Origin of the sequence: Stenotrophomonas nitritireducens, from assembly GCF_001431425.1 — a bacterium.
Taxonomy (GTDB): Bacteria; Pseudomonadota; Gammaproteobacteria; order Xanthomonadales; family Xanthomonadaceae; genus Stenotrophomonas; species Stenotrophomonas nitritireducens.
This window is the reverse complement of sequence record NZ_LDJG01000024.1, coordinates 25,487-49,795: the sequence shown is the minus strand read 5'-3', so window position 1 is coordinate 49,795 and position 24,309 is coordinate 25,487. Positions and strand designations below refer to the sequence as shown.

General features: G+C 67.3%; 19 protein-coding genes. 11 read left to right on the top strand and 8 right to left on the bottom strand.

Annotated elements, in window-relative coordinates; genetic code table 11:
• Positions 1-54: 54 nt before the first annotated feature.
• Positions 55-1,200 carry a PPC domain-containing protein gene (locus ABB22_RS14395; RefSeq protein WP_055773173.1) on the bottom strand — a complete coding sequence of 382 codons (1,146 nt, stop codon included), beginning with the start codon at positions 1,198-1,200 and terminating at the stop codon, positions 55-57.
• A 167-nt stretch (positions 1,201-1,367) separates the two neighbouring features.
• On the opposite strand from ABB22_RS14395, the gene prfB reads away from it, so the two are divergent.
• The 4 genes from prfB (at position 1,368) to ABB22_RS14375 (ending at position 7,564) form a co-directional block, all read left to right on the top strand.
• A protein-coding gene (gene prfB / locus ABB22_RS14390) for a peptide chain release factor 2 (RefSeq protein WP_152984196.1) occupies positions 1,368-2,493 on the top strand; the annotation gives its coding sequence in 2 pieces (ribosomal slippage) (positions 1,368-1,442 and positions 1,444-2,493; 1,125 coding nt in all).
• Positions 2,494-2,599: 106 nt separating this feature from the next.
• A complete protein-coding gene (gene lysS / locus ABB22_RS14385) occupies positions 2,600-4,132 on the top strand; it encodes a lysine--tRNA ligase (RefSeq protein WP_055773175.1) in 1,533 nt (510 codons plus the stop codon).
• Between the two features lie 194 nt (positions 4,133-4,326).
• Positions 4,327-5,388, top strand: a complete 1,062-nt coding sequence (gene rpfG, locus ABB22_RS14380) for a cyclic di-GMP phosphodiesterase response regulator RpfG (protein WP_055773178.1) — start codon at positions 4,327-4,329, stop codon at positions 5,386-5,388.
• A gap of 1 nt (position 5,389) precedes the next feature.
• Positions 5,390-7,564, top strand: coding sequence for a response regulator (locus ABB22_RS14375; RefSeq protein WP_055773180.1), 2,175 nt, complete (start codon positions 5,390-5,392; stop codon positions 7,562-7,564).
• A 24-nt stretch (positions 7,565-7,588) separates the two neighbouring features.
• On the opposite strand, the gene ABB22_RS14370 is transcribed toward ABB22_RS14375, so the two are convergent.
• Both ABB22_RS14370 and ABB22_RS14365 read right to left on the bottom strand, forming a co-directional pair.
• Positions 7,589-8,464, bottom strand: a complete 876-nt coding sequence (locus ABB22_RS14370; RefSeq protein ID WP_057505294.1) for a crotonase/enoyl-CoA hydratase family protein — start codon at positions 8,462-8,464, stop codon at positions 7,589-7,591.
• Positions 8,465-8,622: 158 nt separating this feature from the next.
• Positions 8,623-10,305 (bottom strand): long-chain fatty acid--CoA ligase, encoded by a 1,683-nt coding sequence (locus ABB22_RS14365; RefSeq protein WP_055773187.1) that lies wholly within the window; start codon positions 10,303-10,305, stop codon positions 8,623-8,625.
• Between the two features lie 107 nt (positions 10,306-10,412).
• On the opposite strand from ABB22_RS14365, the gene ABB22_RS14360 reads away from it, so the two are divergent.
• Together ABB22_RS14360 and ABB22_RS14355 are read left to right on the top strand one after the other, a co-directional pair.
• Positions 10,413-10,856, top strand: a complete 444-nt coding sequence (locus tag ABB22_RS14360; RefSeq protein ID WP_055773191.1) for a Cif family virulence factor — start codon at positions 10,413-10,415, stop codon at positions 10,854-10,856.
• Between the two features lie 416 nt (positions 10,857-11,272).
• Positions 11,273-11,971: a YiaD family glycine zipper/OmpA-like lipoprotein gene (locus tag ABB22_RS14355; protein WP_055773194.1), complete on the top strand. Its 699-nt coding sequence runs from the start codon at positions 11,273-11,275 to the stop codon at positions 11,969-11,971.
• Positions 11,972-12,411: 440 nt separating this feature from the next.
• Here the strand turns inward: ABB22_RS14355 and ABB22_RS14350 are convergent, their stop codons facing one another.
• On the bottom strand, positions 12,412-13,422 hold the full coding sequence (locus tag ABB22_RS14350; RefSeq protein WP_082443825.1) for a GGDEF domain-containing protein: 1,011 nt from the start codon (positions 13,420-13,422) through the stop codon (positions 12,412-12,414).
• Positions 13,423-13,649: 227 nt separating this feature from the next.
• On the opposite strand from ABB22_RS14350, the gene ABB22_RS14345 reads away from it, so the two are divergent.
• Entirely contained in the window at positions 13,650-16,127 is a 2,478-nt protein-coding gene (locus tag ABB22_RS14345; RefSeq protein WP_055773197.1) for a S9 family peptidase, read from the top strand.
• Positions 16,128-16,770: 643 nt separating this feature from the next.
• Here the strand turns inward: ABB22_RS14345 and ABB22_RS18280 are convergent.
• The gene (locus tag ABB22_RS18280; protein ID WP_152984195.1) at positions 16,771-17,040 is read right to left on the bottom strand and encodes a hypothetical protein; all 270 of its coding nucleotides are present in this window, start codon (positions 17,038-17,040) and stop codon (positions 16,771-16,773) included.
• Positions 17,041-17,090: 50 nt separating this feature from the next.
• On the opposite strand from ABB22_RS18280, the gene ABB22_RS14340 reads away from it, so the two are divergent.
• The 3 genes from ABB22_RS14340 to ABB22_RS14330 all read left to right on the top strand — a co-directional run bounded on the left by ABB22_RS14340 (position 17,091) and on the right by ABB22_RS14330 (position 19,964).
• On the top strand, positions 17,091-18,155 hold the full coding sequence (locus ABB22_RS14340; protein WP_055773200.1) for a serine hydrolase domain-containing protein: 1,065 nt from the start codon (positions 17,091-17,093) through the stop codon (positions 18,153-18,155).
• 706 nt (positions 18,156-18,861) lie between these two features.
• Entirely contained in the window at positions 18,862-19,131 is a 270-nt protein-coding gene (locus tag ABB22_RS14335) for a hypothetical protein (protein ID WP_055773203.1), read from the top strand.
• 107 nt (positions 19,132-19,238) lie between these two features.
• Complete coding sequence (locus ABB22_RS14330) at positions 19,239-19,964, top strand: hypothetical protein (RefSeq protein ID WP_235504363.1); 726 nt, start codon at positions 19,239-19,241, stop codon at positions 19,962-19,964.
• Positions 19,965-20,076: 112 nt separating this feature from the next.
• Here ABB22_RS14330 and ABB22_RS14325 read toward each other — a convergent pair whose 3' ends face one another.
• The 3 genes from ABB22_RS14325 to ABB22_RS14315 form a co-directional block, all read right to left on the bottom strand.
• Positions 20,077-20,583 (bottom strand): GNAT family N-acetyltransferase, encoded by a 507-nt coding sequence (locus tag ABB22_RS14325; RefSeq protein WP_055773207.1) that lies wholly within the window; start codon positions 20,581-20,583, stop codon positions 20,077-20,079.
• Between the two features lie 37 nt (positions 20,584-20,620).
• Complete coding sequence (locus ABB22_RS14320) at positions 20,621-21,424, bottom strand: NYN domain-containing protein (protein ID WP_055773210.1); 804 nt, start codon at positions 21,422-21,424, stop codon at positions 20,621-20,623.
• 99 nt (positions 21,425-21,523) lie between these two features.
• Positions 21,524-23,761 carry a CocE/NonD family hydrolase gene (locus ABB22_RS14315; protein WP_055773214.1) on the bottom strand — a complete coding sequence of 746 codons (2,238 nt, stop codon included), beginning with the start codon at positions 23,759-23,761 and terminating at the stop codon, positions 21,524-21,526.
• Positions 23,762-23,886: 125 nt separating this feature from the next.
• On the opposite strand from ABB22_RS14315, the gene ABB22_RS14310 reads away from it, so the two are divergent.
• Positions 23,887-24,306, top strand: a complete 420-nt coding sequence (locus tag ABB22_RS14310; RefSeq protein WP_055773217.1) for a DoxX family protein — start codon at positions 23,887-23,889, stop codon at positions 24,304-24,306.
• Positions 24,307-24,309 lie beyond the last annotated feature (3 nt).

The following is a 24,309-nucleotide window of genomic DNA, read 5'->3' as shown; positions in this document are numbered from 1 at the left end:
TGGCCCAGGGGGAGTCGAACGGCCGGCAGGCGCGTGCCCGCCGGCCGGAGACGATCAGTTCGCTACCGCCGCTGCTGCGGCTTCGGCCGCCGCATCGGCGGCATCCTTGCGGTTGCTGTTGGCCGGTGCGGCCATGTCGGCGCCGAGGTCGCTGGTCTCCAGTTCGAACACGCCCTGCTGGCTGCCGAAGCTGGAGACGGTCACGGTGTAGTGGCCCGGGCCCATGTGCAGGGTCAGGCGGGCATTGGTGCCATTGCCGCCGTCGTCGTCCTCGGCATCGATGCCGGGTCCGCTGATGCGCAGCACCGAATCGAAGTTATCGGCGATGGCGTCGAACTGCAGGTGGCGCGCACTGTCCAGGTTGAGCACGAAGCTGCGGCGGCCGCGCGAATCGACCATGCCCTGCGCGGTCTGGCCGATGGTCAGGGCGCTGCCGTCGCGGATGACCAGATCCTTGTCGACCGGGGTCAGGCCGACCTTCAGCTTGAACGAACCGGTGCTGCCGTTCAGCGACGAGGCGCCGATGGTGTAGTCGCCCGGTTCCAGGTAGGCGCGGATGCGGGCGTTGAGGTTGTTGCCGCTGTCATCGTCCTCGATGTCGACGTTGCGGCCGGTCAGGTGCAGGTAGGAGTCCAGCGTTCCCGACTCCATGCCGATGGTGTAGATGCCGGCCTTGTCCACCTTGAATCTGTATTCCTGCTTGTCGCCCATCAGCCAGTCGATGGCTTCGCTGTCGGCGCCCAGCGGCTTGCCGTCGTACGGGGTGACCGCGCTGCTCTTGAGCTTGAACGGGCCGAACGAATCCGAACCGGCGCTGTTCACCGCGACCAGGTAGGTACCGTCCTTGGGCGCCTTGAACGCCAGGCTGACGTCGCCCGGACCGGCTTCGCCCTCGTAGCCACGCGCCGAGGCGGTGGCCAGCAGGCTCTGCCCATCGAATACCGACAGCTGGCCATTGAGCGAACCGCCCAGTTCCAGGGCGACGGCCTGGCCGCTCTTGAGGGCGACCTTGTAGCCCTGGTGGCGGCTGCCATCGTTGTAGTTCAGGCGGCTGGAGGAGGTGATTTCACCGGAGACGCTGTCGCCCACGGCAAGGCTGGGGGCATTGTCGTCAGCGCCGCCACCGGGCTTCTGGCAGGCGGCCAGGGCCAGGGTGAGCAGGGAAAGGGCGGCGAACAGGCGGGGGGGGCGTGTATTCAAGCGAGAGTCCTTATCGGTTGAAAGGGCCGCGCGGGGGCACGGCTGGCCGGGATTCTAACGGCAAGCGCCGGCCGCTCCGTGAGAACCCGGCCCGCTTCCCGCATCGCCGACGAGGCGGGTGCGCGATGCTAGAATTGCCGGCTTGTCCGCACTTGCATGGACCGACCATGATCGAACTGAATCCCATCCGCCAGCGAATCGCCGATCTGACCGATCGCGTGGTCTCGCTCAGGGGGTATCTTTGACTACGACGTCAAGAAAGAACGTCTTGAGGAAGTAACCCGGGAGCTGGAAAACCCGGACATCTGGAACAACGCCGAATACGCGCAGAACCTGGGCCGCGAGCGCTCCCTGCTGGAGAAGACCGTGGTCGGCATCGCCAACGTGCTCGATGGCATGGCCGAATGCGGCGAACTGCTGGACCTGGCCGAGAGCGAGCAGGACGAGGACACCGCGCTGGCCGTGGTCGCCGACCTGGACAAGTACCAGGCGCAGATCGAGAAGCTGGAATTCCAGCGCATGTTCTCCGGGCAGATGGATTCGGCCAACGCCTTCGTCGACATCCAGGCCGGTGCCGGTGGCACCGAAGCCCAGGACTGGGCCGAAATCCTGCTGCGCATGTACCTGCGCTGGGCCGAAAGCCGCGGCTGGAAGGCAGAGCTGATGGAAGTCTCCGGCGGCGACGTGGCCGGCATCAAGTCGGCGACCTTCCGGGTGGAAGGCGATTTCGCCTATGGCTGGCTGAAGACCGAGATCGGGGTGCACCGGCTGGTGCGCAAGAGCCCGTTCGACTCGGACAACCGCCGCCACACCAGCTTCACCTCGGTGTTCGTGTCGCCGGAAGTGGACGACAGCATCGACATCGACATCAACCCGGCGGATTTGAAGACCGACGTCTATCGTTCTTCCGGTGCCGGCGGCCAGCACGTCAACAAGACCGAATCGGCGGTGCGCATCACCCACGTGCCGACCAACACGGTCGTGGCCTGCCAGACCGAGCGCAGCCAGCACGCCAACCGCGACCGCGCGATGAAGATGCTGGCGGCCAAGCTGTACGAGCTGGAAGTGCAGAAGCGCAACGCCGAGCGTGACGCGCTGGAAGCCACCAAGTCCGACATCGGCTGGGGCAGCCAGATCCGCAACTACGTGCTGGACCAGAGCCGCATCAAGGACCTGCGCACCGGCATCGAGCGCAGCGACACGCAGAAGGTGCTGGACGGCGACCTGGACGAATTCGTCGAGGCCAGCCTCAAGTCCGGCCTGGAAGCCGGTTCCAAACGCATCGACGCGTAAGAACGGCGCGGCCGCTGGTGCGGCCGTGCCCATTGGCTCTACCGCCTGTCCATCGGCATGATGGCCGGGCCTGTTTCCTCCCCCCGCAACCACCCAAGCCAACGCCATGAACGACCAGACCCCCGCGCAGCAGCCCCCCGCCGACGAGAACAGCCTCATCGCCGAGCGCCGCGCGAAACTCACGGCGCTGCGCGGGCAGGGGATCGCCTACCCGAACGACTTCCGCCGCCAGCACTTCGCCGGTGCGCTGCTGGAAGAGTTCGATGGCAAGGACGGCGAGAAGAAGGAGCAGTGGAGCGCCGAGGCGCTGGAAGCCTCGGGCCGCACCGTGAAGATGGCCGGCCGGCTGATGGCCAAGCGGATCATGGGCAAGGCCAGCTTTGCCCAGATCCAGGACGAATCCGGCCGCATCCAGCTGTTCCTGCAGGCCACCGCGCTGGACGAGGCCTATGCCGCGTTCAAGGGCTGGGACGTGGGCGACATCATCGCCGTCGAAGGCGGCCTGACCCGCACCAAGACCGGCGAGCTGTCGGTCAAGGCCACCGCCCTGCGCCTGCTGACCAAGTCGCTGCGCCCGCTGCCGGACAAGTGGCACGGCCTGGCCGACGTTGAGCAGCGCTACCGCCAGCGCTACGTGGACCTGATCGTGACCCCGGAGTCGCGGGAGGTGTTCATCAAGCGCTCCAAGATCATCCGCGCCATGCGCGCCTGGCTGGACGCGCGCGACTTCCTCGAAGTCGAGACGCCGATGATGCATTACATCCCCGGCGGCGCCACCGCCAAACCGTTCACCACCCACCACAACGCGCTGGACCTGGACCTGTACCTGCGCGTGGCGCCGGAGCTGTACCTCAAGCGGCTGGTGGTCGGCGGCCTGGAGCGCGTGTACGAGATCAACCGCAACTTCCGCAACGAGGGCGTGAGCACCCGCCACAACCCGGAATTCACCATGATGGAGCTGTACGAGGCCTATGCCACGTACAACGAGGTCATGGACCTGACCGAGGGCGTGATCCGCGACGTGGCGCAGCAGGTGCTGGGCACCACCACGGTGGAATGGGATGGCGCGACCATCGACCTGGCCCCCGCCTTCCGCCGCTGGCGCATGGACGAGGCGGTACGCCACCACAACCCGGAGATCAGCGCGGCCGACTGCACCGACCGCGACGCGCTGCTGGGCCACTGCGGGCGGCTGAAGATCAAGGTCAAGCCGTCGTGGGGCTGGGGCAAGCTGCTGCTGGAGATCTTCGAGGCCACGGTCGAGCACACCCTGGTGCAGCCGACCTTCATCACCGATCACCCGGTCGAGGTCTCGCCGCTGGCCCGGGCCAGTGATGCCGGTCCGGGCTATACCGACCGCTTCGAACTGTTCATCAACGGCAAGGAGATCGCCAACGGCTTCTCCGAGCTGAATGACCCGGAAGACCAGGCCGCGCGCTTCCAGGCGCAGGTGGAGGCCAAGCAGGGCGGCGACGACGAGGCCATGCATTTCGATGCCGATTACATCCGTGCACTGGAATACGGCATGGCGCCGACCGGTGGCCTGGGCATCGGCATCGACCGCCTGGTGATGCTGCTGACCGGCCGCGGATCGATCCGCGACGTGCTGCTGTTCCCGTACATGCGCCCGGAAAACTGACCGCGGCAGGTCGTACCGGTCCCCGTGAAGGGCGCGCGAGGACCCTCGTCCGCGCGCCGGTGTATTGCAGGGCCGGCGCATGCGGTTGATGATGCGATGTCCGCCGGATCGCGCCCTCAGGGGCCGGTGAGGAGGCGCGGCGTGCCGGGAGCCTCCCTTCCCGGCAACAGCGGTTTCATCGGACAGACAGTCACATGCGCTTGGAAATCGTCATCGTCGACGACCAGACATCGGCCCGCAGCATGGTGCGGCACGTGCTGGAAGACATCTCGCCGGAACTGGGCGTGCACGACTTCGCCGATCCGCTGGAGGCGCTGGCCTGGTGCCAGTCGCACGAGACCGACCTGCTGCTGCTCGACTACCGCATGCCGAACATGGACGGCCTGGAGTTCGCGCAGCGCTTCCGGCGCCTGCCCGGCAACCGCGACGTGCCCATCGTGCTGATCACCGTGGTCGGCGACGAACCGCTGCGGCAGAGCGCGCTGGAAGCCGGGGTCATCGACTTCCTGGTCAAGCCGATCCGCCCGCGCGAACTGCGCGCCCGCTGCAACAACCTGCTGCAGCTGCGCCGCCACAGCCAGAGCGTGCGCCAGCGTGCGCTGTCGCTGGAACAGCGGCTGCTGGCGAGCATGCACGAGGTCGAGGAGCGCGAACGCGAGACCCTGTCGCGGCTGGCGCGCGCCATCGAGTACCGCGACGCCGGCACCAGCGCCTTCCTGGAGCGCATGGCCCATGTCGCCGGACTGATCGCCGATGAGCTCGGCCTGCCCAGCGAGGACGTGCGCACCATCGAGATGGCCGCGCCGCTGCACGACATGGGCAAGATCGCCATCCCCGATTCCATCCTGCTCAAGTCCGGCAAGCTGGACGAGGAGGAGATGGTGGTCATGCGCCGCCACCCGCGCATCGGCCACGAACTGCTCAGCGGCAGCAACAACCGCTTCATCCAGATGGGCGCGACCATCGCCCTGCGCCACCACGAACGCTACGACGGCAGCGGCTACCCCGATGGCCTCGTCGGCGATGCGATCCCGCTGGAGGCGCGCATCGTCGCGGTGGCCGACGTGTTCGACGCGCTGCTGTCGCCGCGCCCCTACAAGGAAGCCTGGTCGATGGACGCCGCGCTGGCCTATCTCTATGCCCAGCGCGGGCGCCTGTTCTGCCCGCGCTGCGTCGATGCGCTGCTGCAGGCGAGGGAACGGCTGGAGGAAGTCTGCGCACGCTATTCGGCCGCCTTCCCGAGACCGGAAGCCTGAAATGACGAACGCGTTCGCCTGGCTCCGGCAACGCCTGCGGCAACGCGGGGACAGCGAGCACGCGCAGGCGCTGGTGCGCATCGTGATGATCGCGCTGATCCTGTGTTACGTGCTGTTGTCGGCCGGCCGCTGGAGCCTGCCACCGGCGCAGCTGCGGCTGGTGATCGCGCTGATCCTGATCGCGCAGGGCCTGTCGCTGGCGCTGATGGGCTGGCTGCTGTGGAAGCCCGGGCGTTCGGACCTGCGCCGCATTCTCGGCATGGTCGACGACTACGCACTGATGTCGGCGGCGATGAGCACCATCGGCGAGCCGATGGCCTGCATCTACGTGGTGGTGATGTGGGTGACCGTCGGCAACGGCATGCGTTTCGGCAACCGCTACCTGATGCTCGCGGTGGTCATGGCCACCGCCAGTTTCGGCATCACCCTGGCCCTGAGCGACTACTGGCAACGCAACCTGGGCCTGGGCATCGGCCTGCTGGTCGGGCTGGCGGCGATCCCGCTGTATTTCTCCAGCCTGCTGCGGCAGCTGACCGAGGCCATGGCCGAAGCGCGCCGCGCCAGCGACGCCAAGAGCCGCTTCCTGGCCAACATGAGCCATGAGTTCCGCACGCCGCTCAACGGCCTGTCGGGCATGACCGAACTGCTCGCCACCACCCGCCTGGACGAGGAGCAGCGCGAGTGCCTGGGCACGATCCAGGCCTCGGCGCGGACCCTGCTGGCGCTGGTGGAGGAAGTGCTGGACATATCCGCCATCGAGGCCGGCAAGCTGCGCATCAGCGCGCAGGATTTCTCGTTGGCCGAGCTGGTCCAGTCGATCGGCCTGATCCTGGGGCCGCAGGCGCGCGCCAAGCGGCTGGACTACCGGGTATTCGTGGAGTCCGGCGTGCCCGACGGGCTGCATGGCGATGTCGGCCATCTGCGCCAGATCCTGCTCAACCTGGCCGGCAACGCGGTCAAGTTCACCGATCAGGGCCAGGTGGAGATCCGCGTCTCGGTGAGTCCGTCCGGGGAGGATGGACCGCTGCGGCTGCGCTTCGAGATCCTCGATACCGGCATCGGCGTGGCGCCTTCGTTGCGTCCGCGGTTGTTCGACGCATTCGAGCAGGCCGATGTTTCCATGGCCCGGCGCCACGAGGGCACCGGATTGGGCACGGCGATCGCCAAGGGCCTGGCCCAGGCGATGGGCGGCCAGATCGGCTATCGCGAGAACCTGCCGGTCGGCAGCTGCTTCTGGGTGGAGCTGCCGCTGGGCCGCGCCGCGCTGGCGGCGGCCGATGGCGAGGCGGCCGCGGCGGCCGAACCGCTGGCGGTCGAAGACCCGGGCAATGTCATCGCCTTCACCGATCCGTTCCGCCGCCACCGCGCGCGCGTGCGCAGCCTGGACATCCTGGTCGCCGACGACCACGAAGCCAACCGCATGGTGCTGCAGCGGCTGCTGCAGAAGGCCGGCCACCGCGTCACCTGCGTGCATGGCGCCGAGCAAGCGCTGGATGCGATGGCCGCGCGCGATTTCGACGTGGCCATCACCGACCTGCACATGCCGGGCATGAGCGGGCTGGACCTGCTCAGGCAACTGCGGGTGATGCAGGCCGGCGGCGGCGCACGCACGCCGGTGGTGATCCTCAGCGCCGACGTCACGCCCGAGGCGATCCAGCGCTGCAACCAGGCCGGCGCGCACGCGTTCATGGCCAAGCCGGTGGTGGCGGCCAGGCTGCTGGAAACCATGGCCGACATCGCCAGCGGCGCCGCTGCCGGCAGCCGCGACATGGCCGAGGTGGTTCCCGCCGTCATCGATGGCGATGCCGTGCTCGATACCGGCGTGCTCGACGAACTGGCGGCGCTGGGCATGGGCAAGGGCTTCGAGCGCGAGTTCGTGCGCCAGTGCCTGGAGGACCTGGAAAGCGGGATCGGCGCCTTGCCCGGCGATGCGCAGGCGCAGGACTGGACGCGGATGCGCGAGCACGCCCACGCGATCAAGGGCGTGGCCGCCAACCTTGGGTTGCTGAAAGTCGCCCGGCAGGGGGGAGAGTTGATGCGCATGGCCGACTGGCAACTCAAGGGCGAATGGAAGCCGCTGCACGCGCGCATCGGTGCCGCGCTGCAGGAGGGACGCCAGGCGCTGGACGCGCGCGCCCGCGGGCGCGCGCAGTCGCACGACGATGTGACCGGCTGAGGTCCATCGCCGCCCAGGCTCGGCTCAACCGCGCACCTGTCCGCTGCGGCGGGTCTGCGCCTTGACCAGCCGGTCCATGGTGCGCAGCGACTTCTCGTCCAGCGCCAGCGCCGCATCGACCCATACCCGGGTGATGTCCAGCAGCTCCTGGTAATCGACCCGGTTGGAGATGCCGCGCACCGCGTTCATCGCCAGGTACGACTGCGGGATGCGCTGCTGCTGGCGGATCAGGTCGTTCACCGCCTGCTCGCCCTGGCCGCGCGGTACCAGGATGTCGACCACGCCCATGGCGTGCATTTCCTCGGCCGTGTGCACGCGGCCTTCCAGGATGATGCGCTCGGCCAGCTGCGGCGACACGCGGCGGCTCAGGAAGTTGTACGCGCCCATGCCCGGGAACAGACCGAACAGGACCTCCGGCAGCCCCATGCCCACGCCTTCCTCGGCGACGATGGTGTGGCAGGACAAGGCCATTTCCAGGCCGCCGCCGAGCGCGTCGCCCTGCAGCAGGGCGATGGTGCGGAAGCTGCCGTCCAGGCCGGCGTGGAAGCGGTACACGCCGTCGATGCAGCTGCGCGCATAGCGCAGCAGGCCTTCGCCGTCGCGTGCGCGGATCAGGCCGGAGAACACATCCAGGTCGCCGCCCAGATTGAACGCGTCGGCCGCGGACGCCAGTACCAGGTGGCGCAGGCGTCCGGAACGGGCCTGCGGAGCGCCGGTGATGCCATCCAGGTAGGCATGCATCTCGGTCATCAGCGGCTTGCGGAAGCAGGGGCGCACGCCGGGGCCGGCGTCGGCATGCATGTGCAGCCAGTGCACGTCGCTGGCCGCGTCGTCGTGCACGCGGATGGTGGAGTAGGGGGTGGCGGGGGCGCCAACAGGCAGCAGTTCGATCGCATTCATGGGCTGGGTCCTTGCAGGAGGCCCGCGGAATCGGAAGCGTGGGCGGCGGGCCGGACGCTGGCACTCCGCGATCCTACACGCGGTACCGGTCCCGTGAATGCGCGAAGGCCCCGCCGGAGCCGGCGGGGCCTTCACGGGGACGGCTGGACAGGCGGGCTTCAGCCGGCCGGCGGCGCGTCGCGCAGTTCGCGGCGCAGGATCTTGCCGACGTTGGTCTTGGGCAGTTCCTTGCGGAACTCGACGATGCGCGGGTGCTTGTAGCCGGTCAGGTTGGCGCGGGCGAACTCCTTCACCTGCTCCTCGGTCAGGTTCGGGTCCTTCCTGACGATCACCACCTTGACCACCTCGCCGGACTTCTCGTTCGGCACGCCGACCGCGGCTACTTCCAGCACGCCCGGCATCATCGCGATCACGTCCTCCACTTCGTTCGGGTACACGTTGAAGCCGGAGACCAGGATCATGTCCTTCTTGCGGTCGACGATGTAGAAGAAGCCCTTCTCGTCCATGCGCGCCATGTCGCCGGTGTGCAGCCAGCCGTCGGCATCCATCGCCTTGGCGGTCTCGTCCGGGCGGTGCCAGTAGCCCTTCATCACCTGCGGGCCGCGGATGCACAGCTCGCCGACTTCGCCGGTGGCGACCATGTTGCCGTCGTCGTCCTTCACGCAGGCGTCGGTGGAGGGAATCGGCAGGCCGATGGCGCCGTTGTACTCGGCTAGGTCCAGCGGGTTGATGCAGGCCGCCGGCGAGGTCTCGGTCAGGCCGTAGGCTTCCACCAGGGTGGTGCCGGTGATCTTCTTCCAGCGCTCGGCCACCGCACGCTGCACCGCCATGCCGCCACCCAGGGTGACCTTGAGCGCGGAGAAATCCACGTCCTCGAAGCCGGGCGTGTTGAGCAGGCCGTTGAACAGCGTGTTGACGCCGGTGATGGCGGTGAAGCGATTGTTGCGCAGCTCCTTGACGAAGCCCTTCATGTCGCGCGGGTTGGTGATCAGGTAGTTCAGGCCGCCCAGCTTCATGAAGACCAGGCCGTTCGCCGTCAGCGCGAAGATGTGGTACAGCGGCAGCGCGGTGATGATCACTTCCTCGCCCGGCTTGACTCCCGAGGCCGAGATCCACGCCGAGGCCTGCTGCATGTTCGCCACCAGGTTGCGGTGGGTCAGCATGGCGCCCTTGGCCACCCCGGTGGTGCCGCCGGTGTACTGCAGGAAGGCGATGTCGTCGTGGCTGACGTCCACCGGCGGCAGCGCATGGCGCGCGCCCAGGCGCAGCGCCTCGCGGAAGCGGACCGCACCGTGGATGCGGTAGTCCGGCACCATCTTCTTCACGTACTTGAGCACGAAGTTGACGATCGCGCCCTTGGGGAAGCCGAGCATGTCGCCCAGGCCGGTGGTGACCACCTGCTTGACCGGCGTATCGGCGATGACCTGCTGCACGGTGTCGCCGAAGTTGTCCACCACCACCAGCACCGAGGCGCCGGCATCCACCAGCTGGTGCTTGAGTTCGCGGGCGGTATACAGCGGGTTGACGTTCACCACGGTCAGGCCGGCGCGCAGGATGCCGAAGGTGGCGATCGGGTACTGCAGGCAGTTGGGCATCATCACCGCGACGCGGTCGCCCTTCTTCAGCTGCAGCTCGCCCAGCAGGTAGCTGGCGAACTGCGTGACCAGGGCATCGGCCTGCCCGTAGGTCAGCACCTTGCCGAAATTGGAGTAGGCGGGACGGTCGCGGAACTTGGCCACGGAGGCGTCGAACACCGCGGCCACGGAGCGGAATTCATCGACGTCGATCTCGGCCGGCACGCCGGCGGGATAACTCTGCAGCCAGGGACGTTCCTGATTCATCTTCCCCTCCAGGAAATGGTTTGTGGTCTAGTTGGCATGGGCGGCCGTCCGCCGATGGCGGCCGTCACCGCAGCATACCGTCCAGAATGGAAAAGGCGAAGGGAGCGATGATCCGAACGGTCCTCAACTGCGCGCGTATTGCGCTGATCGTGCTGGCCCTGGCCGCCTGCGCGCGGCAGGCACCCGAGCAGCGCCTGCGCCAGGCCGTGGCGCAGATGCAGGAAGCGGTGGAGCAGGGCAGGCCCAGGGACTTCATGGCCGACGTCGCCGACGACTTCATCGGCAACGATGCCCTGGACCACGATGGACTGGATCGACTGCTTCGCGGACAGCTGCTGCTCAACGCCAAGGTGGGCATCCGCACCGGACCGTTGCAGGTGGAGATGGGGCAGGGCGATACCGCGACGGTCCGCTTCGGCGTGCTGCTGACCGGCGGCGACGGCCGTTTCCTGCCCGAGCGCGGGCAACTGCAGCAGGTGACCAGCCACTGGCGCGAGCGCGATGGCCGGTGGCAGGTCTACAGCGCCAGCTGGGCGCCTGCCGTGGAATAGATTCGCCCCCTCTTGCCCGCGGGGGAGGGAGGCATGCGCACCGTCGGTCCGCTGTCCCTTGAAGGTTCCCGCGTCGGAACAGGAATCCGCGCACCGAACGGGAGTCGAAGCGGCCGCTGCATCGATGCGCGGCAATCCGCGATTCCGCACCCCCGGGGGGAATGCTCTGGCCGGGCACCATGCGTCATGGATCCTACCGGCCTGGACGTTTCCTCGCGGGCGGCGCCTGCTCATTCCACCGCTACCTGCCCGCCGCCAGCTCCTTGCTGGACCGCACCCTCCGGTTCCGCCCTCGGACAGCTACCTGAATGGAGGCCCCGCGGGGCGCCGTGTCGTCATGCGCCAATCGCGCAGGCCTGTTTATGCTGCCCGCGCAAATCACGCTGGCATGGCCGGCCCTAGACGGAGATTCCCCGATGAGCACCCGCACCGTTATCCGCACTCTTTCCATCGGCCTGGTGACCGCCGCCGTGCTGTCGGCCTGCGCTACTGGCGGTTCCTATGTACAGAGCGACCCGTACGGCAACCAGACCCAGCAGCAGAACCGCACCGGCAAGGGGGCGCTGATCGGCGCGGCCATCGGTACCGCCGCCGGACTGCTCAGCGGCAGCAGCGCCACCGAGCGCCGCCAGCACGCGATGATCGGCGCTGGCATTGGCGCGCTGGGCGGCGCGGCCGTCGGCAACTACCAGGACCGCCAGGAACGCGCCCTGCGCGAGCGCACCGCCAACACCGGCATCGACGTCCAGCGCCAGGGCGACAACATCACCCTGAATCTGCCCGACGGCATTACCTTCGACTTCAACAAGACCACGCTCAAGCCGCAGTTCTATGGCGCCCTCAACGGCGTGGCCTCGACCCTGGCCGAGTACAACCAGACCATGATCGAAGTGGTCGGCCACACCGACAGCATCGGCACCGACGCGGTCAACAACCGCATCTCCAAGGAACGCGCCGACGCCGTGGCGGCCTATCTGGCCGCGCAGGGCGTGCAGCGCGAACGCATCGAGACCCTGGGCGCCGGCAAGAACTACCCGATCGCCAGCAACGATACCGACGCCGGCCGCGCGCAGAACCGCCGCGTCGAGATCCGCGTGATCCCGCTGCGTTCGTGACCCGGCCGTAGTCCCGGTCCTGGAAGAGCCGCGCAAGCGGCTCTTTCTTTTTGTGGATTCCCGCCGCGGCACGAGGCCGCGGCCGGCGCGGCAGGCGTGATTGCCGGACAGATGATCCCGGGGCGCACCGTGCGCTGTAGCGCCGGGCACCGCCCGGCGAGGCTTGGCCGGTAATGCTCCAGCGGGGCGTTGCCCCGCTCTACAGAAGAGGGGGCGCTGCTGCCCTGTAGCGCCGGGCAACGCCCGGCGGGGTTTGGCCGGTAATGCTCCAGCGGGGCTTGCCCCGCTCTACAGAAGAGGGGCGCTGCTGCCCTGTAGCGCCGGGCAAGGCCCGGCGGGGCCTCGCCGGGGACGCTCCGGCGCGGGGTTGTCCCGTGATCAGCGACGGGCAGGTTTCTTCTCCGTTTGTCCGGCAGTGCTGCCGGGGAGCGTCGTGCGGCTCAGCCCAGGTCCTCGGCGATCACCACGCTGTTGCGGCCATTGCCCTTGGCCAGGTACAGCGCCGCGTCGGCGCGTGAGAACCAGTCCTGCCAGTACTGCTCGCCGGCATACATCGCCGCGCCCAGCGAAATGGTGATGCCGCCGCCGGGGCCGTGCAGGGATTGCTGCACCGATTCGCGCACCCGCTCGGTGAAGCTGGCCAGGGCGTCGCGGCTGCCGGCCTCGGCCAGGATCACGAACTCCTCGCCGCCGAAGCGGAACACCTTGTCCTGCTCGCGCAGCTCCAGCCGCAGGATCGCCGCCAGCTCGACCAGCGCATTGTCGCCGGCGGTATGGCCGTAGTGGTCGTTGACGTCCTTGAAGTGGTCGATGTCCAGGATCACCAGCGCATGCCGGAACCGGCCCTGGCGGGCGCTGCCGATCTCCTGCACCAGGGTCTTTTCCAGCGCACGGCGGTTGGGCAGGCCGGTCAGCTCGTCCAGCGAGGCCAGCAGCTCCAGCCGTGTGCGATCGCCCTGCAGGCGCCGCGAGAAGCGGAAGCCGAAGCCCAGGATCAGCGCGATCACCACCAGCGCCTGGATATCCAGCGCCGGCATGCGCAGCACGCCCGGCATCGCCAGCAGGCCGGCCACCATCACCAGGTTCGCCGGGGTGGCGATGCGGTTGTGGACCAGGAAGAAGTTGACCATCAACGCCAGCAGCGACCAGGGCAGGGCGCGGTGGCCCAGTTCGCCCACGGCCAACAGGCAGCCGGCCACGTTCGACAGGCACAACAGCAGGCCGGCGCTGGACAACTGCGCAGTGCGCTTGTGTACCAGCCAGGTCGCCACCGCGGCCGGCGCCGCGCAGGCCAGCGCGGCCAGCATCTGCAGCGGCAGGCGGTGCCATGCCAGCCAGCCGGCGAACACCAGCAGCGCCAGCGTGGCGACCGGGGCGATGGTACGCAGCGGCACGCTGCGCAGTTCGCGCGGCAGCGAGGGAATCGTCGGAGGTCCGGCGGCGGGTTTCATGACTGCGCAACATAGCAAGGAAGGTGGCAATCAATCCTTCACTCAGTGCGCACCTTCGGCTTGTCTTCCGCCGCCGCCCCTCCGGAGGCCCGGCCATGCCGGCCGTGGCCTGGCCCCGCGGGTGGGCGACCCCTTGCTTATGGCCCATCCGCCGGCAGCGGGCGCGGTGCTAGATTCGGCCGCTACCGGCTTCCATGCCGGCGTCTTTCCAGCGCATGAGGGAAACCATGAGCGTCCGTTGCACTGCCTGGTCCGCGGTACTCGCCGCGACCGCCACCACCTTGCTGGCCAGCATGCCCGCGCATGCCGAATACGCCAAGCCGCCGGCCGAACTGCTGAAGGTGCTGACCGCGCCGCCACCGCCGGCGCCCAGCGTCGACCCCACCGGCAGGCGCCTGCTGCTGACCACCAGCCAGACCTATCCGTCCATCGCCCGCGTCGCCCGGCCCTATCTGAAGCTGGCCGGCCTGCGCCTGGAGCCCGGCAACCGCAGCCGCCACGACACCCCGGGCGGCTACGGCATTCCGGCCTGCGTGGCCGATTTCACCCTGGTGGACATCGGCAGCGGCAAGGAAACCCGCGTGCCGCTGCCGAAGGACGCCTGCGCCGGTGGTGCGCTGTGGTCGCCGGACGGCCAGCGTTTCGCCTTCCAGAACGTCGTCGCCGATTCGGTGCAGCTGTGGGTGGGCGACGCCGCCAGCGGCCAGGTCCGGCAGGTTGCGGGGGCGCGCCTGAACCCCATGTTCGGCAGCACCGTGCAGTGGCTGGACGGCGGCAACCGCCTGCTGGTCAAGCTGGTGCCTGCCAACCAGAGGCCGGCGCCGGCAGGCGATGACGTGTATGGCCCGGACGTACAGGAATCGCTCGGCGCCAAGGGCGTGAGCAGCACCTACGAAACCCGCGACACCCTGGCCAGCGAACACGACGAACGCCTGTTCGCCTACTACGGCCAGTCGCAGCTGGCGGTGGTCGAGGCCGCATCCGGCAAGGTGAGCCCGGTCGGTGCGCCGCAGCTGTACAACGGCGTCAACGGCGCGCCCGACGGCGTGCACGTGCTCACCCAGACCCTCAAGCCGCCGTTCTCGCACGCGGTCACCTACCAGCGTTTCGCCTACGACGTGGACGTGCTCGATGTGGCCACCGGCAAGAGCGTGCGCATCGCCGCGCTGCCGCTGGCCGAGCGGGTGCCGGTGCATGGCGTGCCGGAAGGCCCGCGCGATTTCGACTGGCGCGCCACCGACCCGGCCACCCTGGTCTGGGCCGAGGCGCTGGACAAGGGCGACTGGAACGTCAGCGTGCCGCAGCGCGACAGGCTGATGCTGCAGTCCGCACCGTTCACCGCGGCGCCGCGCGAGATCGCCCGCACCACCCAGCGCTACGCCGGCCTGGAATGGACCGCGCGGCCGCAGCGCAGCTTCCTGCACGAATACGACGAGAACCGCCACTGGCAACAGACCCGCATCGTCGACATCGATGATCCGAAACAGGAAGCGCGCCTGCTGTGGGACCTGTCCAGCGACGAGCTGTACGGCGACCCGGGCAGCTTCGTCTACCAGCGCCTGCCCAGCGGCGCGGTGGTCGTGCGCGAAGAGGACGGCAAGGTGTTCCTGCGCGGGCAGGGCGCATCGCCGCAGGGCGACCGCCCGTTCCTCGACCGCCTGGACCTAGCCACGCTCAAGAGCGAGCGCCTGTTCCGCAGCGCCCCCGACGCCTACGACCAGTTCCTCGGCTTCACCGCCGCGCCGGGCGGCTACCTCACCTGGCACCAGTCGGTGATCGATCCGCCCAACGCCTGGCTGCGCGAACTGGGTGCGCGCGACGCCGCGGCGAAGGAAGGCGAAGCGCAGTACGCGGCCGAAGGCCGTGCGCTGACCCACATCGCCGACCCCACTCCCGAAGTGCGGCAGATCCAGAAGAAGCTGGTCACCTACAAGCGCGCCGACGGCATCGACCTGTCCTTCACCCTGTACACCCCGCCGGGCTACAAGGAAGGCCAGCGCCTGCCGGCCATCCTCTACGCCTATCCGGCCGACTTCGCCAACAGCGCGCAGGCCGGGCAGGTGTCCGGCTCGCAGCAGACCTTCACCCGCCTGGCGCCGTACCGGCTGATGCTGCTGGCCGGCTACGCCATCATCGACAACGCCTCGTTCCCCATCGTCGGCGACCCGAAGAGCGCCTACGACACCTACCTGGAACAGCTCACCGCCGACGCCAAGGCCGCGGTGGACAAGGCGGTGGAACTGGGCGTGGTGGACCGCAACCGCATCGGCGTCACCGGCCACAGCCACGGCGGGCTGATGACCGCCAACCTGATCGCCCACACCGACCTGTTCAAGGCCGGCGTGGCTACCAGCGGTTCGTACAACAAGACCTTCACCCCGTTCGGCTTCCAGAACGAGCGCCGCTCGGTATGGCAGGCGCAGGACGTGTATCTGAAGGCCTCGCCGTACTTCTACGCCGACAGGATCAAGCTGCCGCTGCTGCTGGTGCATGGCGAGGACGACGCCAACCCCGGCACCGAACCGTTCCAGTCGCGCAAGCTCTACCAGGCCATCCGCGGCAACGGCGGCACCACCCGCCTGGTGATGCTGCCGCACGAACCGCACTGGTACACCGCGCTGGAATCCAACGAACAGCTGGTGGCCGAAATGCTGGCCTGGTTCGACCGCTACGTGAAGAACGCGCCGGCGGCTTCGTCCAAGTGAGCCGAAGGTGAGTTGATCGATCAACAGGAAGAAGCCCGCGCAAGCGGGCTTCTTCCTTTCCGCGTGTTGGCGGATTGGGTTGCGCGAATAAAGCCAGCGGCGTGCGCTGGTGGTTGAATCACTGCTGCCCGGGACCGCCTGCTCGCCCTTCTTGCCATGGCTGATCAACAACACCCCGTTGCCGACTGCCACCTACAACCATCGCCCACCGCAAACCCACAATGCTCCAGCCAGCGCCGGACAAACGAAGCCTGCGCACCGCACAGCCGATGATCTGCTCACCGTGGCGCGCGGGGCAGTGCAATGGCCCATCGTGCAGCGCGTGGGCTGGCGTGCGCGGCGAGGAGTCGCAAGCGGGGGAGGGCGTGCCTGTTGCTGTTTCCTTTGCGGGCATCCTGCGCATTCAAGCGTGGTGCGTCGTCGTGATGGAGGGAACGTCGATGGAACGCTTGAAAAGGCTGCTGTCGGATTCCCCGTTTCGTGGGAGTCCACCATGGCGCTGTCGATCGCGATGGCGGACGGTACACGGTTGGCAGACCGGACTGGGGGACCATGCGGTCTCTGCGCACCACCTGCCATTTGGTCATGCGCGGAAGGCGCCAGCATCAATGACGGGGGCTGTGCAGCTCCGCCTTTCAGGCTGTCAAACCCCGCTGCGGAATTCGCCGTAGCGGGTTTCCCGCATTGATCCGAAGCAGAAAAAGGCGAGGCGATACCGCTCGGCCGACAGGGCGGAATGCCGGTCCGCCGATCGCTTGTTGGCCGGATTCGGCCGACCTAAGATTGCCAGGGCAGCGCCTGATGACGGCCTGGAACCATGGCCGATCACCTTCCGGCCATCGCCGTCCGGACCCGGCAACTGGGGACTGGCTGGCTCTGTCAAAGCAACGCTCATCCGGTGCGACAGGTTCATTGCCTGTCGCTGGCAGGGCATCACCCACCCCATCCACCCAAGCGAGCGATATGAAGAGATTGGCTGCCCTGTTGTTGCTTCTTCCGGCGTTCGTGCTCGCGCATGCGGCCCCTGTATCGGCGCAGGACCTGCATGAGGAAAGGCTGGACGATTTCCTCGGCTACGTGGAAAACAACAATGGCGGCATCGGCAGCCTGACCATTTTCAGGGGCGGCCGCGAGGTCTATGGCAGGAGCTTCGGGCAGAACAACCTGCCTGGCGTTGCCCATGATGGGAACAGCAAGTACCAGATCGCGTCCGTGACGAAGATGGTGACGGCGATCCTGGCGTTCAAGTTGATCGAAGACGGGCGTTTGAGCCTGGATGACCGCCTGTCCGCCTTCTATCCCGACATGCCGTCGTCGCGGGAAATCACCATCGGAAACCTGCTGGCGCATACCAGTGGCCTGGGGAATTTCGCGATCCGGAACGGCTCGGTCTGGGTGGTCGACGAAGTCCGCCAGCCGCAGATCCTGGAGGAGATAAAGCGGCAGGGCACGGCTTTCGAGCCCGGCGAACGCGTCGCTTATTCCAACTCCGCCTACTTCCTGCTGCGGATGATCCTCGAGCAGAAATACGGGCGTGCCTACCATGAGATCGTCGCGCAGGAGATCGCAGAGCCGCTTGGCCTGAGGAATTTCGCCTCGGCAGGATCCCATCCCGCCAACACCTTCAAGTCCTATGCATTCGCGGGGCAGTGGGGAGAAATCAAGGACATCGCCTACTCCAATGTGATCGGCGTGGGTGACATCGCAAGCACGACGCGGGACATGGGGGCGCTGATCACCGGCCTGTTCCAGTACAGGATCCTGCGCAGGGACACCCTGGAGCAGATGGAGCCGGCCCCGGGCAACGGCTGGGGCCGGGGCCTGGCGGAGTTCAGGTACGGAGAGAAGCGTTTTCTGGGCCACGCCGGCGACGTGCTCGGCTCTCATTCGCGGGTCATCTACAACCCGAAGGACGAGGTGGCCATCGCCTACTCGACCAATGGCGAGCGCATTCCGACCAATGCGTTTCTGGAAACCATCGTGGGCATCGTCTATGGCGATGACGTTGCGTTTCCAGAAATAAAGTAGCCGCTCCATATCCGCAGGACGTCCGGCGGGCGCGACCCGTCCTTCCACATGGTGGATCTCTGGTGTCGGTCGTAAGCCCGCAATGGGCCCATGGGCAGCAGACGCCATTGCTGTCGCTCAACTGAAGCGCAACGCGACAGCTCGCTTGGCTGCCAGCCTTGATCAGCGCTGAGCCGATGCCGCGCTCTTGCGCTCCAGGCGCGCGGAGTACGGCCGGACCCTTCGCCGGAGTCGCCGCAGAGGCGACTCCGCGCGGTGCATGAGGTCGTCATCATCCAACGTCACCGATGTGACTCCTGCTGCCCGCTTTGCGCAGGGAGCGCGACGCAGTGTCCGCATGCCTGTATCCGGCGCATTGCCGGTGTTGTCGCGTGACCATGCCGCATCGAAGCAATCGACATGGCTGTCCTCGCAGATGAATCGGGAGGAGCCGGCGACATCCCTGGAAGACCCGCCGTGTAAAAGCGATGCACTCATCAAGGCAGGCTGCTCGTCCCTGACTGGGGCTCGGATGCTTCAGACAGCTTTGTGACAGCTGATCGGATGCTGCAGGTTCTGCACGATATCGATGGATCCAGGTCGCAGTTCCTGCGCGTTTACGCATCTTCACGACCCTTCCACGTGCGCCAACATCAGCTGAAGGCGGGGTCATGGCTTCTGCGAAAAGGCCGCTATATTCCAAGCTCCCCGACGAAGGAGGAGTGGAATGTTTCTGACCAGACAACATCTGAAAACCGCGGGCATGCTCGGCGTCGCATTCGTCGCCACCTCTGGCCTTGGCGCCTGTGCCACCTACAAGAACGAGTTCGCGAACATCAACACCCGCCTGGACCAGCTCGACGCCAAGGTGCAGGGCGCAGCCCAGAGCGCCGAATCCGCCAATCAGTCAGCGCAGCGGGCCAACCAACGCCTGGACCAGATCGAAGGTCGCGTCCAGCAGCTCGAAACGGCGCCTCGCCGCGCGGCGCGCGGCTGACCGCTCTTGCACCGTTCGTAACGCCTGAATCAGGAACCGGTGGCCTTTGCAGGCCACTGGTTTCCTTCCATCACACGGTCTTTGTTCCAGGGAGTCATTCCATCCGCATGTACAGATACGCTGCCGTCCGGATCGTTCATGGCGCGCTGTTGGTGGTGTTGGCATGCGCGGGCATCGGCGTGGCCAGTGCCGAGGATGCCGCCACGCAGGCGGAAGCGTCCGTCGATCAGCTTCCGCAGGGCCAGGACGTGTCCGACACGGTGATCGAGCTCGCCGGCTGGGTGGTTGCAAGCAGGGACAGCGAAGGCTATCCCTTCGCGATCATGGACAAGGCCGCTGCACAGATCCTGGTGTTCGGTGGCGACGGCAGGCTTCGTGGCGCGGCGCCGGCGCTGTTTGGCTCGGCAATCGGCGATCACATTGCTCCCGGTGTCGCCGGCCTGGCGCTTCGCGAGATTCCGGGCCGGGATCGCACGACGCCCGCGGGTCGCTTCGTCGGCGGTTTCGGCCCGTCGATCGATGCCGGACGCGTGCTGTGGGTGGATTACGATTCGGCGGTCTCCATCCATCCCACCGCCACCGGCGTGCCGTCCGAGAGGCGCCCTGAACGTCTCGCATCGCCTTCACCGGACGACAACCGCATCACCCATGGCTGCATCAACGTCTCGCCCGGGTTCTACGAGCAGGTCGTCCGCAAGACGTTCGAACGGGGCGGGGTTTTCTACATCCTGCCGGACAAGGCGTCGCTGGCGGAGACCTTTCCCGAGTTCGCCCGGAGCCGCTCGACCGCACAGGGCAACAGTGGCAAAAGCGTTCGACGCGCCCGCCATTGAAGGGCGCGTTGGCGTATCGGTCGACGGCAGGCGAAGCGGCAGCGTGGCAGATCAGCTTGATGTCCGGGCAGCTTGTGAAAGCGGGTCGTGAGCCCGTCCATGGCCGAGCAGCTCAGGCGCCCGCCTCGAATGCGCTGTGATAGCGGACTTCAGCGGCGGGTACTCCATCGGCCAACGGCAACGCCTGGAAATACTCCGCAGGCACACCGGGCAATACCAACTGTCCGCATGCCTCGAACCCAAAGCGTGCGTAGTAGCCCGGATCGCCCAGCAGCACGCAACCGGCGCCGCCCATCGCCTTGAGCTTTTCGATGGCTTCAGCCATCAATGCCGAGCCGATGCCGCGGCCTTGCCGGTCCGGACGCACCGAGATCGGACCGAGTCCGTACCAGTCGGCGTCACCGGAGGACAACGTCACCGGCGACACCGCGACATGGCCAATGAGATCGTCGCCTTCCCGCGCCACCAGCGAGACGCTCAGCTGCCCGGCCTCGCGCAGGGCGGCGACGATGAGGTGTTCGGTGTGGCTGCCATGCGGCGCATTGGCGAATGCGGCTTCGGTGAGGCGGGCGATGGCATCGACGTCGCCAGGGTGTTCATCGCGGATGATCATGTTCATGGTTCGGTCCAGTGCATGAATCGCGATTTTCGTGGTTTCAGGGCTCCGCTGCACCTTCGAGCTCGGTGGTCTGCTTCACGCTGGCCGACCAGTGACCACCCACTTCCTGCTGTGGCACCAGCAGGTCATAGGTCTTGAGCATATCCAGAAGACCGGAATGGCCGTAGAGCTTTGGCGAGAACGCCGGATCGGTACGTTTCAGGTATTGGCCCAAGGCACCCAGGGAAACCTTACCATCCGAGGTGGAGCCGGCAAGGAGGGCTACCGCTTCGATAACGAAGCGTGGACGACGCTTGGGTAGCGGGCGTGAAGGGTCGACCTTGGCCGTCTCCTGCTTGGGAGCTTCGACCTTGACCGATGTCTTGGCTGTGGTCTCGTCGACGGGTTCCACTGTCGTAGTCGGGCGTGTCCATTCGAAGAACTGATCACTGGCGTTGCGCAGGGCATCCGGAGTCTTGGGCTCTCCGACGATGCAGACGGTGGCCCCTCGTTCGCGCAGTTTGCGGGAAAGATAGGCGAAGTCGGAATCGCTGGTGACCAGACAGAAGGTTTCGACGCGGCCATCGAACATTGCTTCCAATGCGTCGAGTGCCAACGCGATATCGGCCGTGTTCTTGCCCGAGGCGTACTGGTACTGCAGATATGGGGTGAAGGCGAAACGAATCAGCGCATCCTGCCATCTGCTGTTCAGTGTGCCGGAGTTTCCGTAGCCGCGACGCAGGACGACGCGTCCGAACTGCGCGGCCATCAGAAGGGCGTGTTCGAGAATGTCGGGCGGCACGTTGTCGCAATCGACAAGCACCGCGACACGGCCGTCAGGATGGTGGGGTTGCGCGCTCATTCCATTGATTTCCTGCGTTCATTCCAGCCCGGAAGATAGCAGTATTGATGCAAGCAGCGGATCGGGTTCCATTTTTTTGCGTCGTATCGGCCCGGCAGGTCATTCGCGCACCGGGAAATCCAGATAACTGCTGCCGAACCAGCCGATCTCCAGGGGTTGCCCGGCATCGGCCAGGGTTTCGTCGGCCGGTGGTCTGCCGCTGCCGAGATTGAGCTGCTGATCGGGTTGCTTGACGACACCGACGGTGACGACCAGCCGGCTGCCGGCGGCAAGACGGCGGCCGAGCAGGCGGGTGTCGGCGATGCGCAGGCGTTGCCGCGCGCCCGGCTGCAGCAGCTGCCGGTGGCTGCGGTCAGCGGCATGGCTCAGGCGTTGCAGCCACCAGGCCAGATCGAGGTAGTCGCCGGCGGCGGTCTGTTCGTAGATGCCGATGGCGATGTCGGCATCGGCCTTGTTGAGGACGAAATCGAGTTCGCCGCCGAACGGACCGGCCAGTTCGGTGTCGTGCGGCAGCGGTTCGCCGCGGAACACCAGCCCGGCGTGCGGATCGAGTTCGCGGTTGAGCACGGTGGGCGAAGGCGTCCAGCCGGCGTCGCCGCGATCGGTGAAATCCACGCGCTGAACGGTGACGGCATCAGCGGACGGTGCGTCGGCCAGCCGGTGCGAAGCCTCGCCGGGAAGCAGGTACAGGCGTTCGCTGCGCGTGGCCATCGCTTCGAGCGTGGGGGCGTGCCGCCAGCGGTCGGCGCCCATCACCTGCCAGTTGACGCGGTCGGCCAGCAGTTCCGGCCTGGGCGTGCCCTTGAATACATGATCGAACCAGGCCAGGCGCAGTGCCTGCAGGTCGTGGCGCGCGGAGGCGTCCGGCGTGTAGCCCTGCACCACCGGCGCTACGCCGGCCTGCATGGCGAAGTGCTCGTAGGGGCCGATCAGCAGGGTGTGGTCGGCGTCGGGGCGCTGGCGCAGGTGTTCGCGGAAGTAGTGCAGGGCACCGATCTGCGCGCCGTCGAAATAGCCGGTGGTGACCAGCACCGGGATGTCGATGGCGGCGAACTCGCGCCCCTGTGGGGTCATCGCCTGCCAGTAGTCGTCGTAGACCGGGTGTTGCAGCCAGCGTTCGAACACCGGATTGGAGGCAGCGTCGATGCGCGGCAGCTCGCGGTAGGCGCGGCCGCTGCGGTACCACTCGCGGTTGAGCTTCTCCCAGCGTTCGCTGTCGCCGTAGGTGGCGTCGTCCAGCGAACGGTTGCCGGCGACGTAGAAGGGCCACGGGTACATGAAATTCAGGAAGACGCCGCCTTCCATCGGCACGTCGATGCCCGGCGCCGCCGTGGCCGAGGTGGCAATGGCCTTCAGCGCCGGCGGTCGCTGCTTGAGCGCTGCCCATTGCGTGTAGCCGCTGTAGCTGCCGCCGTACATGCCGACGCGGCCGTCGCTCCATGGCTGCGCCGCGGCCCATGCGATCGCCGCAGCGGCGTCGGCGCCATCGTGTTCGAAGGGGACGATGGCATCGCGGCTGCGGCCCTTGCCGCGGCTGTAGGCGACCACGCCCGCATAGCCGTGCGCGGCCATCTTTTTGGCATCGGCCCAGGCCCAGTCGTCGTTGGCATAGATCGTGAAAGTGAGCAGCACCGGCAGAGGCGGCGCCGTCTCCGGGCGCACCACCAGCGCGGCCAGTTCCACGCCGTCGGGCGTGCGCACCATCGCGTCGCGGTCGATCGCGTAGCGGCGTGCGTCATCCACCTTCAGGGCAGTGGTGAAGTACGGCTGGAACGCGGCATAGGCATCGTGCACCTGCCACGCGCGGACCAGGGCGATGGCTTCATCGATGGACAGCCGCGGCTTGCCGCGGGCACTGGCGATCTGTGCATCCAGTTCGTCGCGCATGCGCGGCAGCCAGCCGCCGAAGGCGAACTCGGCCTGCAGTGCGGTGCGCTCGTCGAGCGCTCCGAACCGTTCGGCGAATTCCTGTTGCCAGGCATCGGCATAGGACGCGTGCGTGTTGGCCTGGCGCTGTCTGGCGAGGGCATGGATTTCGTATTGCAGGAACAGCGGTGACTGGCCAGCAGCATGGTCTCCCAGTTGGCGCAGTTCGTGGATGCTGGCGATGGCCTGCGGATACTGGCCGGTGGCCGACTGCAGGCGGAACAGCGTTCCCAGGTAACGCTTCCGATCCTCGTCGCGGTAGTGCGCCATCACCTGTCGGGCGAAACCAGGCATGGCCGCGTCCATGCCCCCGTCGAGCAGATGCGCCGGCATGGGAACGGTCGCCGGCCGGGCGAAGGTGGTTCCGGTGGCGAGCAACAGCAGCAGGCCCAGCAGGCGCGACAGGGACATGGACGGTCGATGATCGAAGAATGCGTCTGGATACCATATCGCGGACACGGGAGGGCCGTTCCGATACGTCACGCCGCGCTTACGACGCCGGTCGTCAGATACCGGAAACGACCGGGAGTGCTGCCATGCTGGATGGATGGGTGGAACGCAACCGCGATGGGCTGATCCTGCTGGCGCGGATCCTGTTGATGGTGCTGTTCGTGGTGTCGGGCTGGGCCAAGCTGACCGATTTCCAAGGCACGGTCGGCTACATGGCCTCGCTGCACGCACCGCTGCCGCAGGTGGCAGCCGGTGTGGCGGTCTGCATGGAATTCCTGGTCGGCATCGCCCTGCTGCTGGGGATCCAGGTGCGGCTGCTGGCGCTGCTGTTCGTCCTGTTCGTGCTGGGCACCGGCGTGCTCGGCCATGCGTTCTGGAGCATGGAAGGCGCCGAGCGCGCGATGAACATGACCCAGTTCCTGAAGAACCTGTCCATTGCCGGCGGGCTGGTGCTGCTGGCGGTGACCGGCGGCGGGCGTTATGCGGTGGTCGGGCGGCCGCGCTGAGCG